The organism is Chryseobacterium sp. KLBC 52, from assembly GCF_003347605.1.
Taxonomy (GTDB): domain Bacteria; phylum Bacteroidota; class Bacteroidia; order Flavobacteriales; family Weeksellaceae; genus Chryseobacterium.
In genome coordinates this window covers 59,199-82,823 of record NZ_QDFZ01000002.1, presented here as the reverse complement: position 1 = coordinate 82,823, position 23,625 = coordinate 59,199, and the positions used below count along the sequence as shown (strand labels likewise).

18 protein-coding genes are annotated in these 23,625 nt (G+C 36.3%); 11 read left to right on the top strand and 7 right to left on the bottom strand.

Annotated features, from left to right (window positions below):
• Positions 1 to 19: 19 nt before the first annotated feature.
• The 3 genes from DDF69_RS01995 to DDF69_RS01985 all read right to left on the bottom strand — a co-directional run bounded on the left by DDF69_RS01995 (position 20) and on the right by DDF69_RS01985 (position 3,772).
• Positions 20 to 610 (bottom strand): outer membrane beta-barrel protein, encoded by a 591-nt coding sequence (locus DDF69_RS01995; protein WP_047435061.1) that lies wholly within the window; start codon positions 608 to 610, stop codon positions 20 to 22.
• A gap of 267 nt (positions 611 to 877) precedes the next feature.
• Entirely contained in the window at positions 878 to 1,393 is a 516-nt protein-coding gene (locus DDF69_RS01990) for a hypothetical protein (protein ID WP_062676266.1), read from the bottom strand.
• A 93-nt stretch (positions 1,394 to 1,486) separates the two neighbouring features.
• Positions 1,487 to 3,772 carry a TonB-dependent siderophore receptor gene (locus DDF69_RS01985; RefSeq protein WP_114819309.1) on the bottom strand — a complete coding sequence of 762 codons (2,286 nt, stop codon included), beginning with the start codon at positions 3,770 to 3,772 and terminating at the stop codon, positions 1,487 to 1,489.
• Between the two features lie 181 nt (positions 3,773 to 3,953).
• Here DDF69_RS01985 and DDF69_RS01980 point away from each other — a divergent pair, with 181 nt between their 5' ends.
• On the top strand, positions 3,954 to 5,009 hold the full coding sequence (locus DDF69_RS01980; protein ID WP_114819308.1) for a Gfo/Idh/MocA family oxidoreductase: 1,056 nt from the start codon (positions 3,954 to 3,956) through the stop codon (positions 5,007 to 5,009).
• 158 nt (positions 5,010 to 5,167) lie between these two features.
• On the opposite strand, the gene DDF69_RS01975 is transcribed toward DDF69_RS01980, so the two are convergent.
• Positions 5,168 to 7,060, bottom strand: coding sequence for an ABC-F family ATP-binding cassette domain-containing protein (locus DDF69_RS01975; protein ID WP_114819307.1), 1,893 nt, complete (start codon positions 7,058 to 7,060; stop codon positions 5,168 to 5,170).
• Positions 7,061 to 7,274: 214 nt separating this feature from the next.
• Between DDF69_RS01975 and DDF69_RS01970 the strand changes: the two genes are divergently transcribed.
• Both DDF69_RS01970 and DDF69_RS01965 read left to right on the top strand, forming a co-directional pair.
• Positions 7,275 to 7,787, top strand: coding sequence for a 5' nucleotidase, NT5C type (locus tag DDF69_RS01970; RefSeq protein WP_114819306.1), 513 nt, complete (start codon positions 7,275 to 7,277; stop codon positions 7,785 to 7,787).
• A gap of 121 nt (positions 7,788 to 7,908) precedes the next feature.
• The gene (locus tag DDF69_RS01965) at positions 7,909 to 9,564 is read left to right on the top strand and encodes an alpha/beta fold hydrolase (protein ID WP_114819305.1); all 1,656 of its coding nucleotides are present in this window, start codon (positions 7,909 to 7,911) and stop codon (positions 9,562 to 9,564) included.
• A gap of 114 nt (positions 9,565 to 9,678) precedes the next feature.
• Here the strand turns inward: DDF69_RS01965 and DDF69_RS01960 are convergent, their stop codons facing one another.
• Positions 9,679 to 10,542: a glycoside hydrolase family 25 protein gene (locus DDF69_RS01960; protein WP_114819304.1), complete on the bottom strand. Its 864-nt coding sequence runs from the start codon at positions 10,540 to 10,542 to the stop codon at positions 9,679 to 9,681.
• Between the two features lie 66 nt (positions 10,543 to 10,608).
• On the opposite strand from DDF69_RS01960, the gene DDF69_RS01955 reads away from it, so the two are divergent.
• The 5 genes from DDF69_RS01955 (at position 10,609) to deoC (ending at position 15,104) form a co-directional block, all read left to right on the top strand.
• Complete coding sequence (locus DDF69_RS01955; protein ID WP_114819303.1) at positions 10,609 to 11,871, top strand: NAD(P)/FAD-dependent oxidoreductase; 1,263 nt, start codon at positions 10,609 to 10,611, stop codon at positions 11,869 to 11,871.
• Positions 11,868 to 12,539, top strand: a complete 672-nt coding sequence (trmD, locus tag DDF69_RS01950; protein WP_034694892.1) for a tRNA (guanosine(37)-N1)-methyltransferase TrmD — start codon at positions 11,868 to 11,870, stop codon at positions 12,537 to 12,539. The genes DDF69_RS01955 and trmD overlap by 4 nt, the downstream gene beginning before the upstream one ends.
• 382 nt (positions 12,540 to 12,921) lie before the next feature.
• Positions 12,922 to 13,857, top strand: coding sequence for an endonuclease/exonuclease/phosphatase family protein (locus DDF69_RS01945; protein WP_114819302.1), 936 nt, complete (start codon positions 12,922 to 12,924; stop codon positions 13,855 to 13,857).
• 28 nt (positions 13,858 to 13,885) lie between these two features.
• Complete coding sequence (locus tag DDF69_RS01940; protein ID WP_002976659.1) at positions 13,886 to 14,356, top strand: Lrp/AsnC ligand binding domain-containing protein; 471 nt, start codon at positions 13,886 to 13,888, stop codon at positions 14,354 to 14,356.
• A 4-nt stretch (positions 14,357 to 14,360) separates the two neighbouring features.
• Positions 14,361 to 15,104, top strand: coding sequence for a deoxyribose-phosphate aldolase (deoC, locus tag DDF69_RS01935; RefSeq protein WP_114819301.1), 744 nt, complete (start codon positions 14,361 to 14,363; stop codon positions 15,102 to 15,104).
• A gap of 50 nt (positions 15,105 to 15,154) precedes the next feature.
• Here the strand turns inward: deoC and dusB are convergent, their stop codons facing one another.
• The gene (gene dusB / locus DDF69_RS01930; RefSeq protein WP_114819300.1) at positions 15,155 to 16,150 is read right to left on the bottom strand and encodes a tRNA dihydrouridine synthase DusB; all 996 of its coding nucleotides are present in this window, start codon (positions 16,148 to 16,150) and stop codon (positions 15,155 to 15,157) included.
• Positions 16,151 to 16,348: 198 nt separating this feature from the next.
• Between dusB and DDF69_RS01925 the strand changes: the two genes are divergently transcribed.
• Entirely contained in the window at positions 16,349 to 18,319 is a 1,971-nt protein-coding gene (locus tag DDF69_RS01925; protein WP_114819299.1) for a T9SS type A sorting domain-containing protein, read from the top strand.
• A gap of 77 nt (positions 18,320 to 18,396) precedes the next feature.
• Here DDF69_RS01925 and DDF69_RS01920 read toward each other — a convergent pair whose 3' ends face one another.
• Positions 18,397 to 21,624, bottom strand: a complete 3,228-nt coding sequence (locus tag DDF69_RS01920) for a hypothetical protein (RefSeq protein ID WP_114819298.1) — start codon at positions 21,622 to 21,624, stop codon at positions 18,397 to 18,399.
• 155 nt (positions 21,625 to 21,779) lie between these two features.
• On the opposite strand from DDF69_RS01920, the gene DDF69_RS01915 reads away from it, so the two are divergent.
• Together DDF69_RS01915 and DDF69_RS01910 are read left to right on the top strand one after the other, a co-directional pair.
• Positions 21,780 to 22,649: a T9SS type A sorting domain-containing protein gene (locus tag DDF69_RS01915; RefSeq protein ID WP_114819297.1), complete on the top strand. Its 870-nt coding sequence runs from the start codon at positions 21,780 to 21,782 to the stop codon at positions 22,647 to 22,649.
• A gap of 154 nt (positions 22,650 to 22,803) precedes the next feature.
• Complete coding sequence (locus tag DDF69_RS01910) at positions 22,804 to 23,613, top strand: T9SS type A sorting domain-containing protein (RefSeq protein WP_114819509.1); 810 nt, start codon at positions 22,804 to 22,806, stop codon at positions 23,611 to 23,613.
• Positions 23,614 to 23,625: the final 12 nt, after the last annotated feature.

Below are 23,625 nucleotides of genomic sequence, written 5' to 3'. Positions count from 1 at the left end.
TTTATAAGTATTTCAGTGATTACTTAACGTCGTTGATGATTTGTTTTGCTTTAGACGTTGGAAGATAAATCTGGAAACCTAAACCAAAAGTAATTTTGTTAGTGTATCCACCGCTTCCGAACCCAGCGTTTGCATCATATTTCACTAAACCTTCCAATCCGATGTTTGGAGTGATGAAGTAAGAATAACCAGGTCCGAATCCGAAGTTAAGACCGTTAGAAGAAGAACCTCCTTTAGAGATTGACATTCCTCCAACCCCTACGTTACCTTCGAAGAACCATCTTCCGTGGTGTAGTAAGTTGTTTACTCCCTGCTCTCCCGGATTAAGATAGTAACGTCCTAATGCTCCTACATTATATGTAAAAGTAGTGGGTGCATCTTTGGCTCCTTTGAAACCTAAATCTACATATCCCCCAACTGCGATATTATCTTCAATGAAATAGGCTCCTTTAGGCTGAATTGCAAAGTTGTATCCTGCTCCTTCATTTAAACCAAAATTTGCCCCTACAAGGTTACCACCTACCATCCAATTACCTTTCTGAATCTGAGCGTTGGCAGTTGCTGTTAAGCCTGCTACGGCTAATATTCCTGTTAAAATAAGTTTTTTCATAATTTATTATTTTAATAATTAAATGTTTATTATTCACGAATTATAGAAAAAACAATAAATGTGCCAGACTCTTAATTTTACGTAATTTTTCTAAATAAACGTTAAGATTGTCAGGAAGATATAATTTACTTTTTTAACATATTAACTGCGGATATCGTAATGATAAATAAAATGAAACAAGCGTTTTGAAATGAAAATGATAAAAACAGATGTTATATTATTAATGTTCCAAATTGCTGTTTTTTTTCAAATTGCCCTTGTATTATATTAAATAAATAAAAGAATGATGGAAATGATCAATCCGGCAATCGTAAACTTGATTCCACGTTTGAATGCTTTTGTCTTAGGATTAAACATCCAGAAACTTGATATAACGAAAAAGAACAGGGAAACTCCGAAGAATACGCTCAGAGGAGATATAGCATCTTTAGATTGTGATTTGTGAAGAGAAACCATTTTATCCAATACAAAAGGGAGTTCTTTTTTAGTGTACTTGGCTTTTCCGGTAGCACTGTCATAAGTTCCCTGTTTAAAATAAAGAACACTTCCTTCTGTTTTTTCTACTTCCAGGCCTTTCATCTTCAGTTCTTTTTTCAGTTCTTTCTCTGAAAGATTGGCAGCGATATTTTTTTCATATTTCTTTTCGCTTTTCAGAAAATCTGTGTCTCTGTACACCAAAAGAATTCCACTTAACGAATATACAGCCATAATTCCGGCAAGGAAATAGCCCAGATAACGGTGTGTAATTCTCATAAAACTTCTTGTGTCTTTAATCTTATCCATATCTTTTTGTTTGTTTTTGTTAAAAATTTTAAAAGTGGAAACTGCAAAAATGCAATCTCCACTTTTAATGAAAGAATTATTATATAAAGAATTCTATAGTCTGTATGTCAATGTGAAATAGTAGTTTCTAGGCGTAATAGGATTCACTGAATAATTCTCGTGAACATTGTAGTTTACAACATCAAACAGGTTGCCCACTTTCCCCTGGATAGAGAATTTTTTCCATTCGTAGCCTACTGAAAGAGAAACTGTTGTATAGTCTTTCAGATCAAACATTCTGCTTACATTGTTTCTGCTTGCGTTCGTAGATTTTGAATCATTCCATCCCGCGATTCTGTCTCCGATGTAGTATACTCCGGCTCCGATTTTTAGACCTTTTACATAGTTTGTAAATTTATAGAAAACAGAAGCATTGGCTGTTGTAGCTGGTGTTCTTACCAGTCTTTGATTTTCAACATATCCTTTTTCAGGTGTATCAATATAAACGGAATTATTATAAGAAAAACCTCCGATTATAGACAGGTTTTCTGTTGGATTTCCTGTAATGTCTAATTCCAGACCTCGGCTTCTCATATTCCCTGCAAATTCTTTAAGATTGGTATCAGTGGAATTCACCGGTACTCCGTTCGGAGCAGAAGCAAACCAGTAGGTTTGATAATAATTATTGTACATAATCTGGTACGCCGTTAAGTTAACAGCTAAAGCATTATTCCAGAAATTCTTTTTAATACCAATTTCATATTGATCAACCGTTGATGGCTTTATGCTTTGTTTTGATAGAGCATTTAACTGAGCTTGAACATCTGAAGCAGATTGGTTGGTATTTACCGTACCAAATTGATCTGAAGTATATCCTGCATTGGAAGCAAACGAATTAGTATAAGTTGCAAATACAGAAAGGTTTTCATTTGGAGCATACACCAAACCAACTTTTGGGGAAAATGCATTGTCAGAAGTCGATGAATTAGCTACCTCAATTTTATCATTTAAGGTGAAGCGGGTTGTCAGCGTAGGCATATTTTCTATATAAGACCATCTTAAACCTGCAATTACTTTTAATTGCTTTGTTACACTTATAAAATCCTGTGCATAGATCCCGATTCTTCTGGTATTGATTCTGTTTCTTGTACTAAGAGTAGAATTGGGCATATCGATACTTCCCCATGTTGAAGGATCATCTAAATACAGAAGATTTTTTGGAGCTGTAACATTATAAGCATAAGCATCTGCCTGGCTGTAATCAGCATCTGAACCAATTAAAACTTTGTGGTTGATTTTTCCTGTATTGAATTCACCATTGATGTTTACCTGTGCTGAAGTATAATTTTGTTCGTTATAAGTTTTTCCAAAAGGTCTTTTCCATGACAATCTGTTAGGATCTACAGAGGCATCTTTAGTATCGTATATCCATTGTACTCTTTCAGAAGAAAAATAATCTTTCGTATAGTTTTGGTACGAAGCAGTCGCGTTCAAAGACCATCTTTCGTTGAATTGGTGGTTAAAAGTTACATTCGTAGACGCTTGCTGTACATTTTGATATTGCCAGTCTGTTCCGTAGAAAGTATTTCTGGAAACGGCATCATTCAATCTGTAGCTTTGGTCTCTTTCTGTAATAGACCCAAGACCGAAATCCGGAGTAAAATTTGTTTTAAGATAATCAGCCTCCACAATTAACTGAGATTTATCACTTAAATTAAATAGAAATGAAGGATTGAAATAATACTTCTCTGATTCTACAACATCTCTGAAGCTTTCTGCATGCTCGTAGGCTCCATTGATTCTGAAAGCAATATTCTTGGATAAAGGTCCGTAAATATCAACTGTTGGTTTATAGGAATTCCAGCTTCCGCCATTGAGTCCTACGCTTCCCCCAAAGTTGAATTTAGGTTTTTTTGTAATCATATTGATAACACCACCAGCTGCAGTATTTCCAAAAAGCATCGCATTTGCCCCCTTTAAAACCTCTACTCTTTCCAGACCACTTACTTCAGGGAAAACACCGCTGTTTATTCTTGAACCATTCTTAAAAATGTTATCATTTCCTAAAATGAAACCACGCCCACCAAAACTATCCTGAGAATTTCCTCGGGATGAAGTGATATACAGCCCGTTTACATTCTGAAGAACATCACTCAGCTGTTTTGCCTGCTGCTGCTCAATGATTTCATGAGTAACAATAGCAATAGGCTGAGGGTTTTCCATTATCGTCAGATTTGATTTTGTCGATAATGGTCTTGCCTGGTTAGGATTTCCTGTTTTGTGAAGATTAATATCCTCAATAGTCTGAGTTCTGATGGTGTCTGCTTCCGCATTTTTCATCTGTGAACTCGCTGAAACAGCGATCAGTAGAAGACCTAAAGAAAGTAGTTGTCTTTTCATTTTATTTTTATGTAGAACAGTTTTAAATAAGGCGCAAATGTAAGTATTTGTTTAGAATAGATAAAAATAATTTTATGATTTAAATCATATTTTTACAGTTCATGAGATGGATTATTTCTATAGCTCCTTTAGGCTAAGGGATAGAGAAATTTTTATGAATATATTTGTTAAAAATTATAATATGCAATTGGTAAAAGCAGGGCTTTGTGCCTTTGGAATGAGCGGAAAAGTATTCCACGCGCCTTTTTTAAAGGAACATCCGGGATTCTTTATGTCTGCTGTGGTGGAAAGAAGCAAGGAAGAATCGAAGGAAAAGTATCCGGATGCAACCATCTACCGCTCTGTGGAAGAAATGCTTCAGCAGGCAGATATAGAACTGGTGATTATCAATACTCCGGTTCAGACCCATTATGAGTACGCCAAAAAAGCACTGGAAGCGGGAAAAAACATTATTGTGGAAAAGCCTTTTACAGTAAATGTTGCTGAAGCAGAGGAGCTGGTACAATTGGCAGAAGAAAAGGGATTGTTTTTGAGTGTCTATCAAAACAGAAGATTCGACCGCGATTTTTTACAGGTTCAAAAGATTCTTGATGCTAAGAAAACAGGGAATATTAAAGAAGCTGAAATCCGTTTTGACAGATTCCGTACCACTGCCAGTGGAAAACAGCATAAAGAAAGCCCGGATCAGGTGGGATCAGGATCACTTCACGATCTGGGGGCACATCTTGTAGATCAGGCAGTGCAGTACTTTGGATATCCTGAAAAATTGTTTGCAGACGTGTTTTCTATGAAAGGAGCTGAGTTTGCTAACGATTATTTTGAAATTCTCTTATTCTATAAAGATAATCTGAGAGTAAGACTGAAATCGTCTGTTTTCAGCAAAGAAGGCCATTATGCTTACACAATTCATGGAGACCGAGGTACTTTCCTGCAGGAAAGAACCGATAATCAGGAAAATGAACTGGTAGCAGGTGCTATTCCTGAATATGGTAAAGAATGGACGCAGCCTCTGAAAGGACCGGACGGAATTTTAAACTTCCTGAACGATCATTCCGAAACAGAAAGAATTCTTACTTCAAGTGAAGCCGGAAATTATATGAATTATTATCAGCAGATCTATGAACACATCGTTTTTGGATATGCTTTACCCTCTCCCGGAAAAGAAGTTATTCAGAATATGAAAATTATAGATGCTTCGCTGGAAAGTGCAAAAGAAGAAAGAATAGTAAAATTATAAATGATGAGTTATGAATTATGAATGAGTCAGAGCGTTTGAGAGTTTTAGGGTTTGAGTGTAAACGAGTTGGGAACCTCTAATCACGACTGCTATCAACCTTGAACTTTAAACTTTGAACCTTGAATTCATTCATAATTCATAATTTTAATTCATCATTATTAAAGGATTTCCTGAAGTTCCAGCCATCTCATTTCATGGTTCTCCAGTTTTTCTGAAACGGCTTCCAGTTCTGAAGAAAGTGTGGCTATCTTTTCGTAATCAGCCTCGTTGTTGAGCTTATCCAGAATTTTAGTGCGCTGTTCTTCCAGTTCAGGCATTTCTTTTTCAATGGTTTCCAGTTCCCTTTGTTCTTTAAAAGTGAGTTTTCTTTTAGAACTGGAAGACTGAGTACTTTCTGTTGAAGAAACAATTTCTTTTACAGGCTCAGGTTTTACCACTGCATTTTTTTCTAAAGCTTCTTCACGGCTTCTAGCTTCTCTGTATTCTGAGAAGTTTCCTACGAAATCTCTGATTTTTCCGTTTCCTTCAAAAGCCAGAACATGGTCTACAATTCTATCCATGAAATATCTGTCGTGGGAAACAATAATTAAAGATCCCTGAAATTGCTGAAGGAAATTTTCCAGAACGGTTAATGTAGGAAGATCCAGGTCATTTGTAGGTTCATCAAAAATCAGGAAGTTAGGATTCTGATACAAAATATACATCAGATGAAGTCTTCTCTTTTCACCTCCGGAAAGTTTGGAAATAGGAGAATATTGTGTCTGATCGTCAAATAAAAATAATCTTAAGAACTGTGATGCTGATAAACTTTTGCCATTAGCTAAAGGATAAAATTCTGCAATTTCTTTGATGAAATCAATCACACGTTCATCTTCTTTATAAGTAAGGCCTTTTTGTGAGAAATAACCGAAAGAAATAGTTTCTCCCGTTTCAATTTCTCCCTTGTCGGCTTTTTCAAAACCTTGAATAATATTAAGCAGGGTAGATTTTCCAGCACCATTTTTTCCAATGATTCCCACTTTTTCTCCACGTTGAAACTGGTAGCTGAAATCTTTCAGTAAAACTTTAGGTCCAAAACTTTTATCAATATGTTTAAGTTCAAGAATTTTATTTCCCAAACGTTTCATTTCAAAATCCAGTTCCAGTCCGTCCTTTCTGGTATCGGTTTTGGCTACTTTTTCAGTCTCGTAGAAAGCATCAATTCTGCTTTTTGATTTTGTGGTTCTGGCTTTTGGCTGTCTTCGCATCCATTCCAGTTCCTTTCTGTAAAGGTTATTGGCCTTGTCAATTGTGGCATTAAGATTTTCCTCGCGAATCATCTTGTTCTCAAGGTAAGTTGCATAAGAACCGTTGTGAACATACAGATTCTGATCCTCCATTTCCCAGATACTGTCACAAACACTGTCGAGGAAATATCGGTCGTGGGTGACAAGCAATAAAGTGATTTTTGCTTTGTTCAGATAGTTTTCAAGCCATTCTACCATATCCACATCCAGGTGGTTGGTAGGTTCGTCCATGATAAGAAGGGTATGCCTGTGCTCAGCTCTTGTTTCTGTTAAAAGTTTAGCTAACGCTACACGTTTGATCTGTCCTCCGGAAAGAGTGCCCATTTTAGCATCCAGATCAGTGATTTTAAGCTGGGAAAGAATCTGTTTCATTTCATTCTCCAGATCCCAGGCTTTATGAACTTCCATATCAGCCAATGCTTTCTCAATAAAATCATTATCTGTAGAATGGAGCGATTTGTGATAATTTTTAAGTGCGAGGATAGGCTCGGAATCAAGGGTCATCATAAATTCTTCAATGCTCAGCTTAGGATCATAATCAATTTCCTGATCAAATAATACCACCTGAATATCTTTATTGATGACCACAGTTCCGCTGTCTGCAATTTCTTTACCCATTAATATTTTCAGAAGCGTAGATTTTCCACTTCCGTTTTTGGCAACAATCGCTATTTTATCTCCCTCATTGATGTGGAAAGCAATATTTTTAAACAAAACTTTGATGCCGTAAGATTTGGTAAGATTTTCTGCAGAAACGTAATTCATTGGGAATTAATAGTTTGATTTTAAATTTCAATTGAAACGCAAAAATACGAAAATGTAGCCTAAAACTTCCCGCAAGCTCTTTTATAAAAATGAATATTTATAATTTTTTAATAAACTGTGCCCCTTATCTGAAAAAACTAATCAGTAAATTTGATCAACACAATGAAATGTACATTGTAAATAGGAATATATAATACAAAATCTGATTGAAGTAATGAAAAAAGTTATTGTCGATATGGACGGGGTAATGGCGGATGTATATCATCAGCTGGCGCAATTTGAAAAAAGAGATACAGGAAGAGAAATTGAAATCAGTGATTTGGCTGGTAAGCCTGAGATAGAGTCTTTTCCCAATGGAAAAAAACACGTGAATGAAGTCGGTTTTTTCAGAACCTTACCTGTCATGAAAGGAAGCCGTGAGGCAATGGAATATCTGAATAATAAATATGAACTCTATATTGTTTCTGCCGGAATGGAATTTCCGAACAGTTTAAGAGAAAAATACGATTGGCTGGCAGAGCATTTTCCATTCATTACCTGGGAACAGATTGTGCTTTGTGGAAGCAAAAAAGTAGTGTCCGGAGATATCATGATTGATGATTATCCTAAAAATTTAGATCATTTTTCAGGGCAGAGACTGATATTTACCCAGCCTCATAATGAGCTGATAGAAAATGATACTTACAAAAGAGTGCATTCGTGGGAAGAAATTATGAGTATCCTTTAAGTAGGAAATATTTAAAATCAGGAAATATTTAAAACAACTTTAACTAAAGGGAGAATAATTTTAATATAGTATTGGGATATTGGGCTGTTGAAAATAAATAAGTTTGCTTTAAACTTTTAACATGAAAATAGATCATACTTTATTCTTCCTTTTCACTGCTTCTGCTTTCCATGCCCAGGTTATTTCCGGAACCATTATTTCAAAAAATGAGAACCATCCGATTCCCTATGTGAAAATTGGAATTGAAAAACAATCAATAGGAACAATCTCTGATGAAAAAGGAAATTTTTCAATTGATCTTTCCAATACAGATCCCCGGCAAAAAATAAAAATAGAAGTACCGGGATTTGACCCTTACCAGGAAACAATTCAGAATTTTAAAAAATATGATCAGCAAAAAATATTTTTAACAGAGAAAACTAAAAATATTAAAGAGATTACTATTAAGCCTAAGAAGCTTGTTGATAAAAACTGGGGAGTCAATACCAGGACAAAAAGCGTTATGTATTCTGTAAATCCACAACTCAGAAAAGAAGATTTTCTTGGTGAAACCGCATTGGCTTTTAATGCTAAAAAGAAATCAAAGATTAAGAATATTAACCTGAATATTGCCAGCTATACTTCTGATAAGCCTGTCATCATGCGGTATACTATTTATAGTGAAAAAGATGGTTTTCCGGATAAAAATATTCTTGATGAAGAAATTACCGTTGAACTTACCAGCGATATGATTAAAGACGGAACTTATACCTTGGATGTTAATGACCATAATATCTGGGTACAGGGAAGGTTTTTTATAGGAATTCAGTTTTTAAAAGAATTTGAAGGGAGAGTCAATATAAGTGCAGCGTTATTCAAAACAGGATTTATAAGAAAATTTTACGGGGAGTGGACAAAAATGACTCTCGCCGCACCTGCCATTAATATCGATGTGAAAATGGATAAAAACGGAGACCAAAATACGGATGATGAAAACGGTTTTGCAGATGATAGCGCAGAAGCACTGATGCCTGATGTATCAAAATATATTCAGGAATCGGAGCAAACCGTGTATGGGCAAAATAAAGCCGTGGGAAACTATCTGAAACTTCAGGATACCAACCTTTATTATGAGGTCTATGGTGAAGGAGAACCATTGATGCTGCTTCATGGCAATGCCGGAAGTATTAAAGATTTCTATCAGCAGATTCCTGTTTTATCAAAGCAGTATAAAGTAATTGCTATAGATACAAGAGGACAAGGGAAAAGTGTAGATTCCTCTAAAAAGGATTTTACCTACAAAATGTTTGCTGATGATGTAAAAGCAGTCGCAGATCAATTAAAACTCAATAAAGTGAATATCGCTGGCTGGAGTGATGGTGGAAATACCGGACTGGAATTTGCCCTGAAATATCCTGAAAAACTGAATAAGCTGATTGTAATTGGAGCTAATGCATTTCCTGATGGAGTAGATGACAGGCTTACTGATCATTTTGAAAATAAAATGCTGGTGATGAAGGAGCTGAAAAATCCTGAAAAGTTTAATGAGCAAAGGCTTTTAAAAATTATGCTGACACAGCCGCGCATTGCAAAGAAAGATTTAAATAAAATTGAAAGTAGAGTATTGGTTATTGCCGGTGAGAATGATGTGATCAAACGTGATCATACCGAACTTATTGCTCAAGAAATACCCCATGCTGAACTTAAAATCTACAACAAGGCCACCCATATGATTCCTTTTGAAAATGCAGATCAGCTCAATACAGATATTCTGAATTTTTTAGGAAAAAGTAATTAGTAAAGGCTGGAAGCAGGGAGATGGAGGATGGAAGTGATATCCGTCAGCTCATTTTAAAAATTGACTCCTTAAAATTGTATCAATTCCTATTTTTCTGCTTTCGTTTCCTTTCTTTTAATCCAGTGTCAACCTTTTTAACGACCATGAATTACCATTGTAAATATCAAGATCCACTTTAGCATTGATACCATGAACAATTCCGTTTTCTGTAAACTGCCAGAAGTCCCACTCATCGTCAGGTGAAGGAGACGGAACATCATTGTAATTGGCAAGCCATAAAGGGTAACCTTCAAACTCGCCTTTCAGAAAATCTTTATAATAATGGTAGTAAGTATAGATAATCGGCTTTTCTCCATAGGCATCTTCTACAATTTTACACCATACTTTCAGATCTTCAATCAGCTTTTTGTTGGTTTTACGCTTCGGAATTTTTTCAATATCGAGAATAGGAGGAAGATCTCCGCTTTCAAGTTTTACATTTTCTAAAAAATTATTAGCCTGGATCACAGGATCTTCATCGGCTCTGTAAAAATGATAGGCACCACGGATCAGATCATGCTTTTTAGCACTTTCCCAGAATTCGTCAAAATGTTTATCGGCACTTCGGTTTCCCATCGTGGCGCGCATGACAACAAATTCCAAAGGAATCGTTTTATTTCCGATGCTGAGACTGTCCCATTTGATGTCTTCCCGGTTCTGATAATGAGAAACATCAAAACCATAGGTTTTATCAAGGTTGCTGGCTAATATTCTTTGGATTCTTGATGCTTCCTTTTCACTGTTATGAAGCTTTTTATGCTTAAATTTATTAAAGTACAATGCATAATAATAGCTGACGGACTGCTTTAAATAAAAACCCGTTCCTATCAATGCTGCAGTTAATATTGCCAATATCACCCATCTTCGGAAAAAATACTTCTTCCGTCTCGTTTTATGGACTTGTTTGGCAGTTTTTTTGGTGTACTTTTTAGGTGTCATAAAGTTTTGCAAAACTAACTTTTTTCACTGCTAAATGCTAAAATAAAATCAGTAAATTTGTGTATTATGGAAACACGCGAAAAAATCATCATTATTGGAGGAGGATTTGCGGGGCTGCAGCTTGCAAAAACATTGAATAACAAGAACAAAAAGGTCATTGTTCTCGATCGGATGAACCACCATATGTTTCAGCCGCTTTTTTATCAGGTAGCCTCAGGAAGGATAGAACCTTCCAACATTTCTTTTCCCTTCAGAAAGATTTTTCAGCAGTCCAGAAACACACAGTTCCGTATGACGGAAGTTAAAGAAATAGATCCTGCCAGCAATAAAGTTATTACCGACGAGGCAGAATTTACTTATGATAAACTCATCATTGCAACGGGCTGTAAAACTAATTTTTTCGGGAATAAAGAATTGGAAGGGAAAGCTTTCGGGATGAAAAATACCCAGGAAGCCATCAGTATCAGAAATCATGTTCTGATGACCTTTGAAAAACTGATTATTGAAAAAAGCCGAAGCGATGACGGAAACTGGAATATTGTCATCGTAGGAAGCGGTCCTACAGGAGTAGAACTGGCCGGTGCTTTTGCTGAAATGAAAAAAGACATCCTTCCGAGAGATTATCCTTATATGAACTTTGATCATCTGAAGATTATTCTGGTGAGTTCTACCGAAAAACCGCTTGCAGTAATGAGCAGTGAGGCTCAGGAGAAGTCCGAAAAATACCTTAAAGATCTTGGGGTAACTTTTATGAGTGGAGAAGTGGTAACGGATTATGACGGAGATAAAGTTCATTTGAAAAGTGGAAAAGAAATTCCATCCAATAATGTGATCTGGGCAGCCGGAGTTACAGGAAATGTAGTAGGAGGTTTTCCGGAAGAAAAATTAGTAAGAAACAGATATATAGTAGATCGATATAATAAAATACAAGGTTACGATAATATTTATGCGATCGGAGATATTGCCTATATGGAAACACCAAAATATCCGCATGGACATCCTCAGGTAGCCAATGTAGCCATTAATCAGGCAAAAAATTTAGGTAAAAATCTTTTAAAGAAAAGCCGGGAAGAATGGAAGGAATACGAGTATGATGATAAAGGCTCATTAGCGACCATTGGGAAGCACAGAGCCGTTGTTGATCTGCCGTTTATAAAATTTCAGGGATTTCTGGCCTGGTATTTCTGGATGTTTCTCCATTTAATGCTAATTTTGAGCGTTCGAAATAAACTGGCCATATTCTTCAACTGGATGTGGAGTTATATCAACAAAGATTCTTCTTTAAGATTAATTATTATACCTACTAAGAAAAACGGAACATTACAATGAGAATTGACATAATAAGCGTACTTCCGGAATTGATGGAAAGTCCGTTCCAGACTTCTATTTTGAAAAGAGCGATGGATAAAGGGCTGGTAGAAGTACATTTTCATCATTTGAGAGACTGGGCAATCAATAAGCACAGACAAATTGATGATGAGCCTTACGGAGGCGGAGCAGGAATGGTCATGATGGTAGAACCATTGGATAAATGCATTTCAGAGCTTAAATCTCAAAGAAATTATGACGAAGTGATCTATCTGACTCCGGATGGGGTGACTTTGAATCAAAAAATTGCCAATTCATTATCGATCAAAGAGAATTTAATTTTTCTTTGCGGCCATTACAAAGGAATAGACCAAAGGGTAAGAGACCTTCATATCACCAAAGAAATTTCAATTGGAGATTACGTTCTTACAGGGGGAGAACTGGCTGCATGTGTTTTGGCAGACTCAATTATCAGATTGCTTCCCGGAGTTCTGAACGATGAGCAGAGCGCCTTAACAGACAGTTTTCAGGATGATCTTCTTTCACCGCCGATCTATACAAGACCTGAAAGCTATAAAGGTCTGGATGTTCCTAAAATCCTGTTGAGTGGGAACTTCGGCAAAATTGAAGAATGGCGTCACGATGAAGCGGTAAGAATCACAAAAGAAAAACGTCCCGATTTACTATAAGCGAAAATTGTCAGAACTTATCTGATTTTTACTTCAATATTTTAATTCCATTTGTTATAGACAAATGGAATAATATTTGTTGTAATTTAAAAAAGCGCGAAAAATATTAACAGTAACGTTTTTAAATCTAAGGTTTATTTCGATTTTTCCGGTTTTTTTATATTGTCTCAATTTTGATTAATATATTGAAACTGTCGAATAATTGAAAAATTAATTTATAATGATTTATTTCGTTAGTATTTTTTACTATATTTGAATTGTTTTTTATTGGAAATTGATTTACTGTTTTGAGAGTAAATCACAAAAATTTGAAAAAAAATAATAAATTTACACCTTAAAGTAAAAAGAACATATTAAATTAAAAGTATAGAAATTAGTGTAGATGGAGCTGTTCTCTTTTTATAATGTTGAAAATTTATTTTTACCCGATCCGAAACCTGTCCACAAATTAGATCCTACCCGGTCAGGATTAAGGAATTGGGATGAAAAGAGATATAGAAATAAGCTTTTCAAAATCTCGCACGTATTTCAGCTGATGAAGGAGGAAAATGATGTACTACCATTTTTAATAGGATTATCTGAAGTTTCCGGAAGGAAAGTTTTAGAAGATCTTGTAGAGATGGAACCCTTTAATTCTGAATATGGAATTGTACATTACAATTCTATGGATGAAAGAAAAGTGGATGTAGCCATGTTATATGATAAAAATAAAGTAGAGGTAATCGATTCTGAAACCATTACTTTCTTTTTTGAAATAATAAATAAAAACACAGAAAATTACGACACAACCAGAGACGTACTTTTTTCAAAAATTAAATATAAAGGGGAAATTATTAATGTCTTTATCGCCCATCTTCCCTCTAAGCGAGAAAAAGATATTAATAAACCTAAAAGAACCTTTATATTGAATGAAGTACGACAACGGATTATGAAAATTGTAAATGCTGAAAAAGAGCATGTTATATTGTGTGGTGATTTTAACGAAAACCCGGATGATGAAAATTTAGTACAGATTCTCTATGACAATGACCATGAGAAGGTGTTAGTGAACCCTTTTCAACAATTGTTTTCTACAAGAAATTATTCTACTTTTCATTATAAATCTGGATTGCTGTATGATCAGATCATTATGTCAAGATCTTTGCTTGATAATAAGATGCTGGTTTTTCAGGATGCCCATGTATTTAATTCTGAAAAAATCCGCAGCAGAACCAGGAATTTTGAAGGACGGCCCTTCCGAACGTATGCCGGTACACGGTATTTAGGCGGATATAGCGATCACTTTCCGGTTTTTGTAAAATTTAAAAATTTACAGTAAAAAACATAAATAATAAAAAAAGTAGAAAATGAAAAATTCGAGCAACACAAGCTACCATTTAGATTCTATTGACAAAGAAATCATCTACATGTTGATGGATAATGCTAAAACTTCTTTAGCCCACATTTCAAAAAATGTTGGAATTTCCACCACGGCAGTGCATCAAAGAATCAAAAAACTCGAACATGCAGGAGTTATTGAAAATTCAATATCATTTCTTAACCCTAAGAAAATTGGATATAAAGTAATCTCCTACATCGGTGTATTTTTGGATCAGCCAAGTCATTATCCGGAAGTGGTAAAGTCTTTGCATGATATCAACGAAGTAGTGGAAGCCCACTATACGACAGGAAATTATACCATTTTCCTTAAAGTGCTTTGTAAAGACAATGATCACTTAATGCAGATTCTTAGTAAGCTTCAAAAACTGAAAGGAGTAACAAGAACAGAAACTTTTATATCTTTAGAACAAGGTATTTACAGACAATTGAAAGTATAATAATATGAACATAGCCCAATATTTGGATTCAACTTACCTGAAAACACCAGAACAGTCAGGTATTTCCCACGAAGAAACACTTCAAAAAGATAAAGAACTTGCTCAGGAAGCAATAGACAATGGTATTTTTGCCGTGATGATTCGACCGGAGTATGTATCTGAGATCAAAAAATTTATTCAGGAAAGACATTCAAATGTTGTAGTTGGAACCGTAATAGGTTTCCACGAAGGAACGTATTCTATTGATGAAAAACTTACAGAAGCTTCAAAAGCAATAGAAGACGGAGCAGATGAATTAGATTTTGTCATTAATTATACGGCTTATCTGCAGGGAAATACAGAACTGGTAAGAGAGGAATTTGTAAAATGTACCCAGTTATCTCTTGAGCATCATAAAATTGCAAAATGGATTATTGAAATTGCAGCATTAACTGATGAACAGATTGCCGATCTTACTAAAAAGATTTCTACCTGGGCAGAAGAGAATTTTTCTGAAAATGAGTTGTCGAAAATTTTTGTCAAGTCATCCACAGGATTTTATCAGACTGCCGAAGGAAAGCCTAACGGAGCAACCTTTGAAGGAATAACAATTATGCTCAGCAACGCTGGGAAACTTCCTGTAAAAGCAGCAGGTGGAGTAAGAACTCCCGAAGATGCTGAAAAAATGATCAAAATGGGAGTTAAAAGAATTGGAACCTCTTCAGCTCTGGGATTACTTAAAAACGAATCTTCATCAGAAGGATATTAAATGAGATTCTTACTATAAAAAAACCATCAGTTTTGCTGATGGTTTTATTTTTATAGCTGTGCCTGATATTCTTCGTAAAACTGTTGGGTTTCTTTGATCAAGCTATTCATTTCTTCCATTGTGAATACTTCCAGGAACTTTTTTCTGAACTCCTTGAAATGAGGAATTCCCCGGAAATAGTTGCTGTAATGCTGTCTCATTTCAACCAGTCCTAATCTTTCTCCTTTCCACTCTGCACTCCATTCTGCATGCTGACGCACTGCCAGTAACCGGTCTGAAATTGTCGGTTCAGGTAAATGCTCTCCTGTTGCAAAGAAATGTTTGATTTCATTAAAAATCCATGGATATCCAATAGCAGCACGTCCGATCATAATACCGTCACATGCATACTTTTGTTTATATGCTAATGCTTTTTCAGCTGAATCTATATCACCGTTTCCAAAAATCGGAATCTCGATATTAGGATTTTGTTTAATTCTTGAAATATGTTCCCAGTCTGCTTCACCCTTGTACATTTGAGCACGGGTTCTCGCATGTATCGTAAGCGCTTTAATTCCTGTTTCCTGCAGGCGTTCTGCCACTTCATCAATATTAATACTGGTGCTGTCCCAACCCAGACGGGTTTTTACCGTAACAGGAAGATGAGTAGAGCTTACAACAGCTTTTGTAAGACGTACCATAAGGTCGATATCTTTCAAAACACCAGCTCCTGCTCCTTTGCAGACAACTTTTTTTACAGGACATCCGAAATTAATATCTACCAGATCCGGATTTACCGTTTCAACAATTCTTGCAGACATAGCCATAGCTTCTTCGTCACCACCAAAAATCTGTATCCCAACGGGTCTTTCATAATCGAAAATATCCAGCTTTTTACGACTCTTGATAGCGTCACGAATTAACCCTTCGGAAGAAATAAATTCCGAATACATTAAATCTGCACCATGCATTTTACACAAACGTCTGAACGGAGGATCACTTACGTCTTCCATCGGAGCCAGCAAAAGTGGAAATTCCGGCAGTTCTATGTTGCCTATTTTTATCATGGTGCAAATTTACGAAATTCTAAAAAAACAAATTTTTATAAATTAAAATGTGGTATTGTGTTTTGTTGAAGTGATGTTGTTTAAAGGATTTTATGATATTATGTTTAATTTTTATTTAATATATTTAATTGATTATCAGTATTTATTGAATTTTATTGATAATTATTTTTTATATTTAGTGTAATAAAAATTAATGTCATGAGAAAAATTCTATTTTGTTTGATGGCAATTTTGGTTTCATCAAATTTTTATTCACAAGTGAATATTTCTGCGACGGCAGGAACAGCTACAGGAACCTATACCACATTAAAGGGAGCATTCGATGCTATTAATGCGGGAACACACCAGGGAGCAATTACAATCAGTATCACAGCAAACACAACAGAAACAGCAACCGCGAGTCTGAATGCCAGTGGCGGAGCAACAAGCTATACTTCTGTTGCCATAAAACCTGCAACAGGAGTTACAGCTTCTATTTCCGGTGATATTGCCAGTGCACCCTTAGTAAGAATACTGGGTAGTAATATTACCCTGGATGGAAGCAATGCAGCTTCAGGAACGACAAGAGATCTTACCCTTACCAATACTTCTACTACAGCACCGCAGGTACTTACCTTTATTGCGGCTTCTGCCGCTGCTGCCAATACTAATATTATGGTTAAAAACCTGAATATTGTAAATGGTATGAATAATTCTTCAGCTTTAGTGATGTATGACGGAGCCACAACGCCTACAGGAGGCTTCTTTAATAATGTTACGATCCAGAATAATGCAGTGAAGAAAGCATACATGGGAATTTATTTATTTGCTGCTACAGCTGCGGGTAATGGAGCTAATACATTGGTTACAGGTAATGATATAAGTGCCACGGGAGCAGATGCCAACCGCCTTGGAGGAATTTATGTTCAGGGTGCAGATGGAGTAACGGTAAGCAATAACACGATTGGTAATTTCGAGACTACCATTGCTGAAATCAAGAGAGGAGTCTGGTTTGCAACTGCTACAGTTAATTCCTCAATTATTTCAAATACCATTACCAATATTGGGTATACAGGAACAGGTGCGGGAGGTGCCTCGGGAATAACAATTACCTCTGGTAGTACTGGAGCCTCTGCAGCCGCCAATATTATAGTAAGAGGAAATACAATTTCCAATTTTAATTCCAGCGGAACTGGTTCTCTGTTTGCGGGTATCTATGCAGGAGGAACAATGACAAGTGCAATGACTATTATCAATAATAAAATAACAGGGATCAAAAATACCAATACATCCGGATATGGGGCGCAGGGAATTTATTTAGCCACATCAAGCCTTACTTCCAATACCCTGGTTGCCAATAATACCGTAAGCGGAGTTGCCGGTTATGGATATGCAACCACCGGAGGTGTCAATGACAATGGAAACGGAATTATCATTACCTCAGGAGGAGGATATAAACTGTATTACAATACAGTTGTGATGGATGTAAGCCAAACTGTTGCAGGAAGGCCATCCGCTTTAAATATTACAAGCGGGGTAACCGGTGCAGGAGGTATTGATGTGAGAAACAATCTTTTTGTCAATACTCAAACACAAGCGGGTGAAAAATATGCTGTTTATGCAGGAGCAGCCAGCAGTGTTTTCTCTACGATTAACTATAATAATTTTTATTCTGCAGGAACAAATCTGGGCTATATCGGAGGATTGGCAAAAGCTACTCTTGCTGATATCCAGGCGGGATTCGGAGGAAATGTGAATTCGTTGAATGTTCTGCCAGTGTTTATGTCAGCAACCGATTTCCACTTGTCTGCTACAGGAAATGCTGCTCTTGACAACAAAGGAACTCCGGTAGCCGAAGTAACATTAGATGCAGATGGTAATACAAGAAATGCTCTGACACCGGATCTTGGCAGTTTTGAATTTACAGCAGCAGTATTGGCGGTAAATGAAGCCATGAAAAAGAATACGGTAAGCGTTTATCCAAACCCGGTTGTGGACTACCTTTATATCGATACTGATAATAAAATCAAAGATGTTGAAGTGTATAATGTTTCAGGCCAGAGAATTCTCAGCGAAACAATTAATGCTGAAAAAGGTTCTGTAGACATGAGACGTGCTACAGCAGGAGTTTATCTTGTAAAAGTAAATACCGAAAAAGGATCACAGTCCGTGAAAATCATTAAAAAATAACTGTTAAACTAATAACCAAAGGAAATCCCCGATAACGATATTGGGGATTTCTTTATTGTAAAAAATAATAGTCACTATTAGAAACTTGCTTTTACCTGCATACTTCCGATATGAATGGTACGGTCGCCGGAATTTCTTCCTTCGTAATTAAGATTCAGCTGGATAAACGAGTTGATAGCTTGCTGGATAAACACACTCCATACCTGGTTTTTTCCCGGTTTAAGCCCGTCCAGCATCTGGTTTCCTACAATACTGAAATTGTTTCCTGTAAAATTGTTATTGATGAATGAGAAGTTTCCACGGATAGACGTTTTTCTTCGCTCCCACTGGATCGTTCCCGTAATATCAAAAGCTTTAAGAAGTTCTTCACCATCCAGTCTTTGTTTCTGACGGAAAGCAGAAGATAATTCGGCCTGAATGGCATCTGTAAATTTATATGTTGCTTTAGGCTTGGTTTCAAAATTATTGAGACGATAATCTCTGGTTTTAAATAATTGTGAAGAGTTCTGTATATCATGCACAGAGTTTTCCCAATCCACTCTGAATTCTTTATTGAACCAATATCCTATATTCAGGAAATGGGAAGTCTGTTCACGTTCTTCATTACTGAAATTCGCATTGATGAGATTATCATTGGTGATAAATCTGTAATTTCCGTTCCACCCTGATTTGTCCGTTGGATTAAACTGCACGGAAGCAAGAATGTTCTGATTTTTAAGAATCTGATCACTGTTCTTTTCAAAAGGATTCAGAACGAGTACTTTTTCCTTTTTGTAGAATGAGTTTTGAGAATTTAATGAAATATTGAAATTCCAACGTTTTAGAAATCCATTTTCAGAGTTGAAAACAATGGCCGGATTGACAAATAGGGCCAACTGTAGTTTATTTTTATTGGAAGGAATATATCGTACAGAATTTGTATAGACACGGATGTATTGGGCAAGATCAGAATACTCGGCAATTTCAAATTCGTCCAGCTGCTGAACGCCGTCTCCGTTATAATCGGTCCATTTATAAACACCTTGTCCGTCTGTTACTTTAATGTACTGAAATTCCCTCTGCGCTTCCTGCCCGTTGCCCAGTTCATAGAAAGCCTGAAGACGCATCCCGTTTCTGAACAGCTGTTGGTTGTATAAGATGTTTCCAACAACAAAATCATTATTACGGGTTACTTCACCTTCTGCACCTGCGTAGAAGAATTTTCGGTAGTGAATCAGGGCATTTAAACTGGTTCTTTCGGTCTTGATAATCTGACTTTCAGCCATGATCCCCAAAATATTGTTCATATTCTGCAGCCTGTTATCACGTACTGAGTCATTATCTCTCATATATACTTTCGCTAATAATTTGGTTCTTGTACTGTCACCGATTTTCTTTTGCAAAAAGATTTCTTTCCAGCTGAAACTAGTGACATCCATTAGCTGAGTATCGTTGTACTTCTTCTCATTATGTTCCATGCTTCCACCGATGGCCCAGCTTCCTTTTTTACCGGTAAATTCTGTTGAAACTCCACCACGGATGAACTTTGTATCCTGAAGGGTTGCATTGGTACTCAGATAAGACAGATTCCCTTTCGTAAAGAATTTTCCTGTCAGCCAGCCGAAGTCAAGATCATTTTTAATCCCTTTGTAAGAATCCTGTTCATTCAGATAATTGATGCGGTAATTCAGCGTAGATTTATTATTCCATTTGTTTAAAAAGCTGAAGATAAATCTGTTTTGGGTCTTTTTATTGAATTCCTGGGTAAGGTTGAAGTCTCTGGAGAATTCCACATCATTGATACGGTCAAGAATATGAAACTGTCTGTCTATATATTGATATTCAAAGCTTGGAGTTCCTCTCCATGTGTTCTTTGTGAAGCTTTTATTTCCAAAAATACGCCATGCATACCCCATATTCTGATCAGAATCTTTTGATGAAAATAAATTGACGTCATAGTTACTCAGAGAGATATCAGCTCCTATTTTTCCTTCATTTAAAAGGTATTCAGAATTCAGAGAGTATACCTGTGATTTCTGGGGAGAAGGAAGTTTTCTTACGGCTCTGTAATCTCCGCCATTAGGGCCTACATATTCAAAAACACGTCCGTTGTTGGTGGTTTGTGCTATTTTATAGTCTCCCTGATTAGCTCCGAAGTAAGTAAAAGAAACCTGATAAAGTGTTAAGCTCGAATCCGTAGAATATTCATAGAAATTACCTGCGGGACTTAGTTTGTATAAAATTTTATTGACATCATATTCCGTTATCACTCCTGAAGGAGCATACATCAGGTCAGGATTATTTCCGGCTTCCGCAAGAATCTGCTCATCTTCCTTAGAAAGGTTTAAAGAAAGAGGTGCATTCTTGTTATCATTTTCCATAAACCAGTTGAATCCTACTTTGAATTTCTCTCTCTGATGCTCAAGCTTTCCTGTAAACAAATATCTTGAATAATTTCTGTTGGCATAGTTATAGGAAATGGTAATGAAATTCTGTTGGAAAATAGGACGGAAACTGGTAAAAGTAACTTCACCGGTATTATAATTGATGGTATAATCCTGGTTTTCACCACGCTTCATTAAAATTCCATCAATAAAAACCTGTTCAGAACCGGAGATTAGTGTGATAAACTGTTCACCGTTCTTACCCGTCAGCCGGTAAGGCCCCTGATTTCCTTCCACTCCCTGAAAACGGATTCTGTGGAATTCACTTCGTGCAACCCCTGCAGAGATATCTAAGAATGTCTTGTTTTCCTTCCCAAATTCTGTCTGAAACTGAAGTCCCATACTTCTTCTCTGGTATTTGGCAAAATAATTCTTGGCTTCTACAAGATCAAGATGTCCCGCTCTGAGGATAGACTTATCTTTAATATTAAGCTGCATATAGATTTTATCAAACTCCTCCAAAGTTTGGGTATAACCATCAGCCTGAATCGGCAGGTTGTGATCTGAAATACTCGCTAAAATCGTCACATCTTTTGACAAACGTCCTGAAATCTGCAGATCCATAGAGCTTTGTACAGATTGTCCCTGATTATTACCAAAAGTAATTCCCCGGATAATAGAACCTTTTGAATTAAGCTCTCCTAAAAATCTCTTTTTATCATTCTTGGCCAATACGGCTTCATCAATAATGATCTTATTGTGCGTTCTTATGAAATCAAGAGTATCCTTTGCAAAGATATCCTGTTCCAGCTTTGCGGCCAGAATACTATCCCTTTTAATACTGTCTTCAGGAACGTTGGGATTCTTCCACGAAAAGACCTGAGCATTTCCTGAAAATATGCCTAAGAAGAATAAAACGAATAGAATGACAAAATTCCGCAACTTTTAAAAATAATTCGTAAAAATAATTAAAAAATGTTAACATTAAGAGGTCAACTATAATTAACAAAAACTTAACCTCTTTATTGTCCCCAAAAAAAAATTAGAATGTAGTTTTGTTATGCAAAGAAAATTATTAACAGTAAAAAAATTAAATCATGAAAAAACTTTATTCTCTTTTTGCAACAGTTGTGATGAGCGCAGTTGCTTTTGCACAAACAACTTACCTTTGGGATGGAAGTTCTGTAACTCCGATTTCCGGTACCAATGCTAATATTTCAAGTGTAGCATTTGCGGCAACTCAGGGAAATAATAATGGTACAACCAATTTAATAACTACTTCATCAGTATCTTCAGGGTATACGGGGGCAAGTGGGTCCAGTAATTTTGGAGCAGCAGCTTTTAAAGAGGCTCTTTCAACTACCACAAGTACTTATTTTAGTGTTACTGTTACTCCTCTTGCGGGTAATAAAGTAACTTTAAATTCTTTGAATTTCGGGTCGAGAGGGACATCTACCGGTCCGGGAAAGATTACTGTATATTCCAGCATTGATAACTATGCAACAGCGATAGGTACTGTAAATGTTAATAATAACAGTACATGGACATTGAATAGCATCACTTTTTCAGGTTCTAATTTAGTAGGGGCAGAATCAGCGCCGGTTACTTTGAGAATCTATGGAAGCGACAGCCCTGGTACAGGAACTCCATCTTTGGGTACTGCCAACTGGAGAATAGACGATATTTCTCTAACGGTCACTTCGTCCAGTGCCACTTTAGCTGTTATTGATTCTAAAAACCTAAAGTCAGGAAACTTCGTAAAGAATTCTTTCGTTAAAAATAATCAGATCATTTTTGGAGCTGATGTAAAAGACGTAAAAGTTTTCAATATGTTCGGACAGCTTGTAAAAGAAGCTTCAGTAAAACAAAACGAATCTGTAAGTGTTGCTGAACTGGTAAAAGGAAACTACATCGTGACAGGTACCATAAACAACCAGCCGGTTTCTCAGAAGGTTCTTAAAGACTAATCTTTTTTTTATAACAATATAAACAGCCGCTTCAACGAAGCGGCTGTTTTTGCGATTGTTTCCTGATTTTTAAGTTTTTGTATCCCATATATTTCTTAATTTGGTGGTATTGTTTTTGATGTTTTATGTTTATTCCATTTCTAAAATTATTACGATGAAAAAAATCTTTACTCTTGTTGGACTTACATTATTAACTTCCTTTTCCAATGCCCAGATTGTGATTAATGAGATCTATGGTGGTAATGCCAACTCAGGGGCTGTATTGAAGAATAATTATATCGTCCTTAAAAATATCGGAACTACTTTGGTATCTTTAACGGGAGCAAGTATTCAATATGCTCCGGCAATAGGTGCTTTCACGGAATATCATACACTGCCGGACCTCACTTTAGGACCGGAAGAAACCTATTTAATTCAGGAATCAGCAATTGAAGGAGGTATTGAAAATCTGCCAGCACCGGATTTTATTGCCACTTCCATAATTAATTTCGACGGAACACCTAATAAATCTTCAGGGCTGAAAATCTCCAGTGTGTCTGGCAAAGTGGCTTTAGCCGGAAATATCGTGCAGGTGACAGGACCTTCTGCATCCAATGTACTGGATTTTGTAGGGTACGGATCCAATGCTGATCAGTTTAAAGGTGATGGACCAGCTCCTTCTCCCACGACCACCACAGCTATCAAAAGAACTTTGGTTGGTAGTAATGATAACATGGCAGACTTTTCTCTTGAAGGAAGTGTGAAATCGGGTTTTGTGCAGAATCCTTTTATAAAAGACAGTAAAGTAGTGTTCGGAACTGAGGTTAAAGATGTGAAAGTATACGATACTTTCAGACAGGTTGTTAAAAAATCACCGACTAAACTGGCCTCCACACTTGATATTGCAGAGCTTCCAAAAGGAACTTACATTGTCACAGGAACGATTAACAATATTCCGATCTCGCAGAAAATTATAAAAGATTAATTTTAAATAAGA

What these genes read in the sequence shown, in the direction of transcription:
- DDF69_RS01995 (WP_047435061.1), bottom strand. Translation starts at nt 610, where the DNA reads ATGAAAAAACTTATTTTAACAGGAATATTAGCCGTAGCAGGCTTAACA.
- DDF69_RS01990 (WP_062676266.1), bottom strand. Translation starts at nt 1,393, where the DNA reads ATGGATAAGATTAAAGACACAAGAAGTTTTATGAGAATTACACACCGT.
- DDF69_RS01985 (WP_114819309.1), bottom strand. Translation starts at nt 3,772, where the DNA reads ATGAAAAGACAACTACTTTCTTTAGGTCTTCTACTGATCGCTGTTTCA.
- DDF69_RS01980 (WP_114819308.1), top strand. Translation starts at nt 3,954, where the DNA reads ATGCAATTGGTAAAAGCAGGGCTTTGTGCCTTTGGAATGAGCGGAAAA.
- DDF69_RS01975 (WP_114819307.1), bottom strand. Translation starts at nt 7,060, where the DNA reads ATGAATTACGTTTCTGCAGAAAATCTTACCAAATCTTACGGCATCAAA.
- DDF69_RS01970 (WP_114819306.1), top strand. Translation starts at nt 7,275, where the DNA reads ATGAAAAAAGTTATTGTCGATATGGACGGGGTAATGGCGGATGTATAT.
- DDF69_RS01965 (WP_114819305.1), top strand. Translation starts at nt 7,909, where the DNA reads ATGAAAATAGATCATACTTTATTCTTCCTTTTCACTGCTTCTGCTTTC.
- DDF69_RS01960 (WP_114819304.1), bottom strand. Translation starts at nt 10,542, where the DNA reads ATGACACCTAAAAAGTACACCAAAAAAACTGCCAAACAAGTCCATAAA.
- DDF69_RS01955 (WP_114819303.1), top strand. Translation starts at nt 10,609, where the DNA reads ATGGAAACACGCGAAAAAATCATCATTATTGGAGGAGGATTTGCGGGG.
- trmD (WP_034694892.1), top strand. Translation starts at nt 11,868, where the DNA reads ATGAGAATTGACATAATAAGCGTACTTCCGGAATTGATGGAAAGTCCG.
- DDF69_RS01945 (WP_114819302.1), top strand. Translation starts at nt 12,922, where the DNA reads ATGGAGCTGTTCTCTTTTTATAATGTTGAAAATTTATTTTTACCCGAT.
- DDF69_RS01940 (WP_002976659.1), top strand. Translation starts at nt 13,886, where the DNA reads ATGAAAAATTCGAGCAACACAAGCTACCATTTAGATTCTATTGACAAA.
- deoC (WP_114819301.1), top strand. Translation starts at nt 14,361, where the DNA reads ATGAACATAGCCCAATATTTGGATTCAACTTACCTGAAAACACCAGAA.
- dusB (WP_114819300.1), bottom strand. Translation starts at nt 16,150, where the DNA reads ATGATAAAAATAGGCAACATAGAACTGCCGGAATTTCCACTTTTGCTG.
- DDF69_RS01925 (WP_114819299.1), top strand. Translation starts at nt 16,349, where the DNA reads ATGAGAAAAATTCTATTTTGTTTGATGGCAATTTTGGTTTCATCAAAT.
- DDF69_RS01915 (WP_114819297.1), top strand. Translation starts at nt 21,780, where the DNA reads ATGAAAAAACTTTATTCTCTTTTTGCAACAGTTGTGATGAGCGCAGTT.
- DDF69_RS01910 (WP_114819509.1), top strand. Translation starts at nt 22,804, where the DNA reads ATGAAAAAAATCTTTACTCTTGTTGGACTTACATTATTAACTTCCTTT.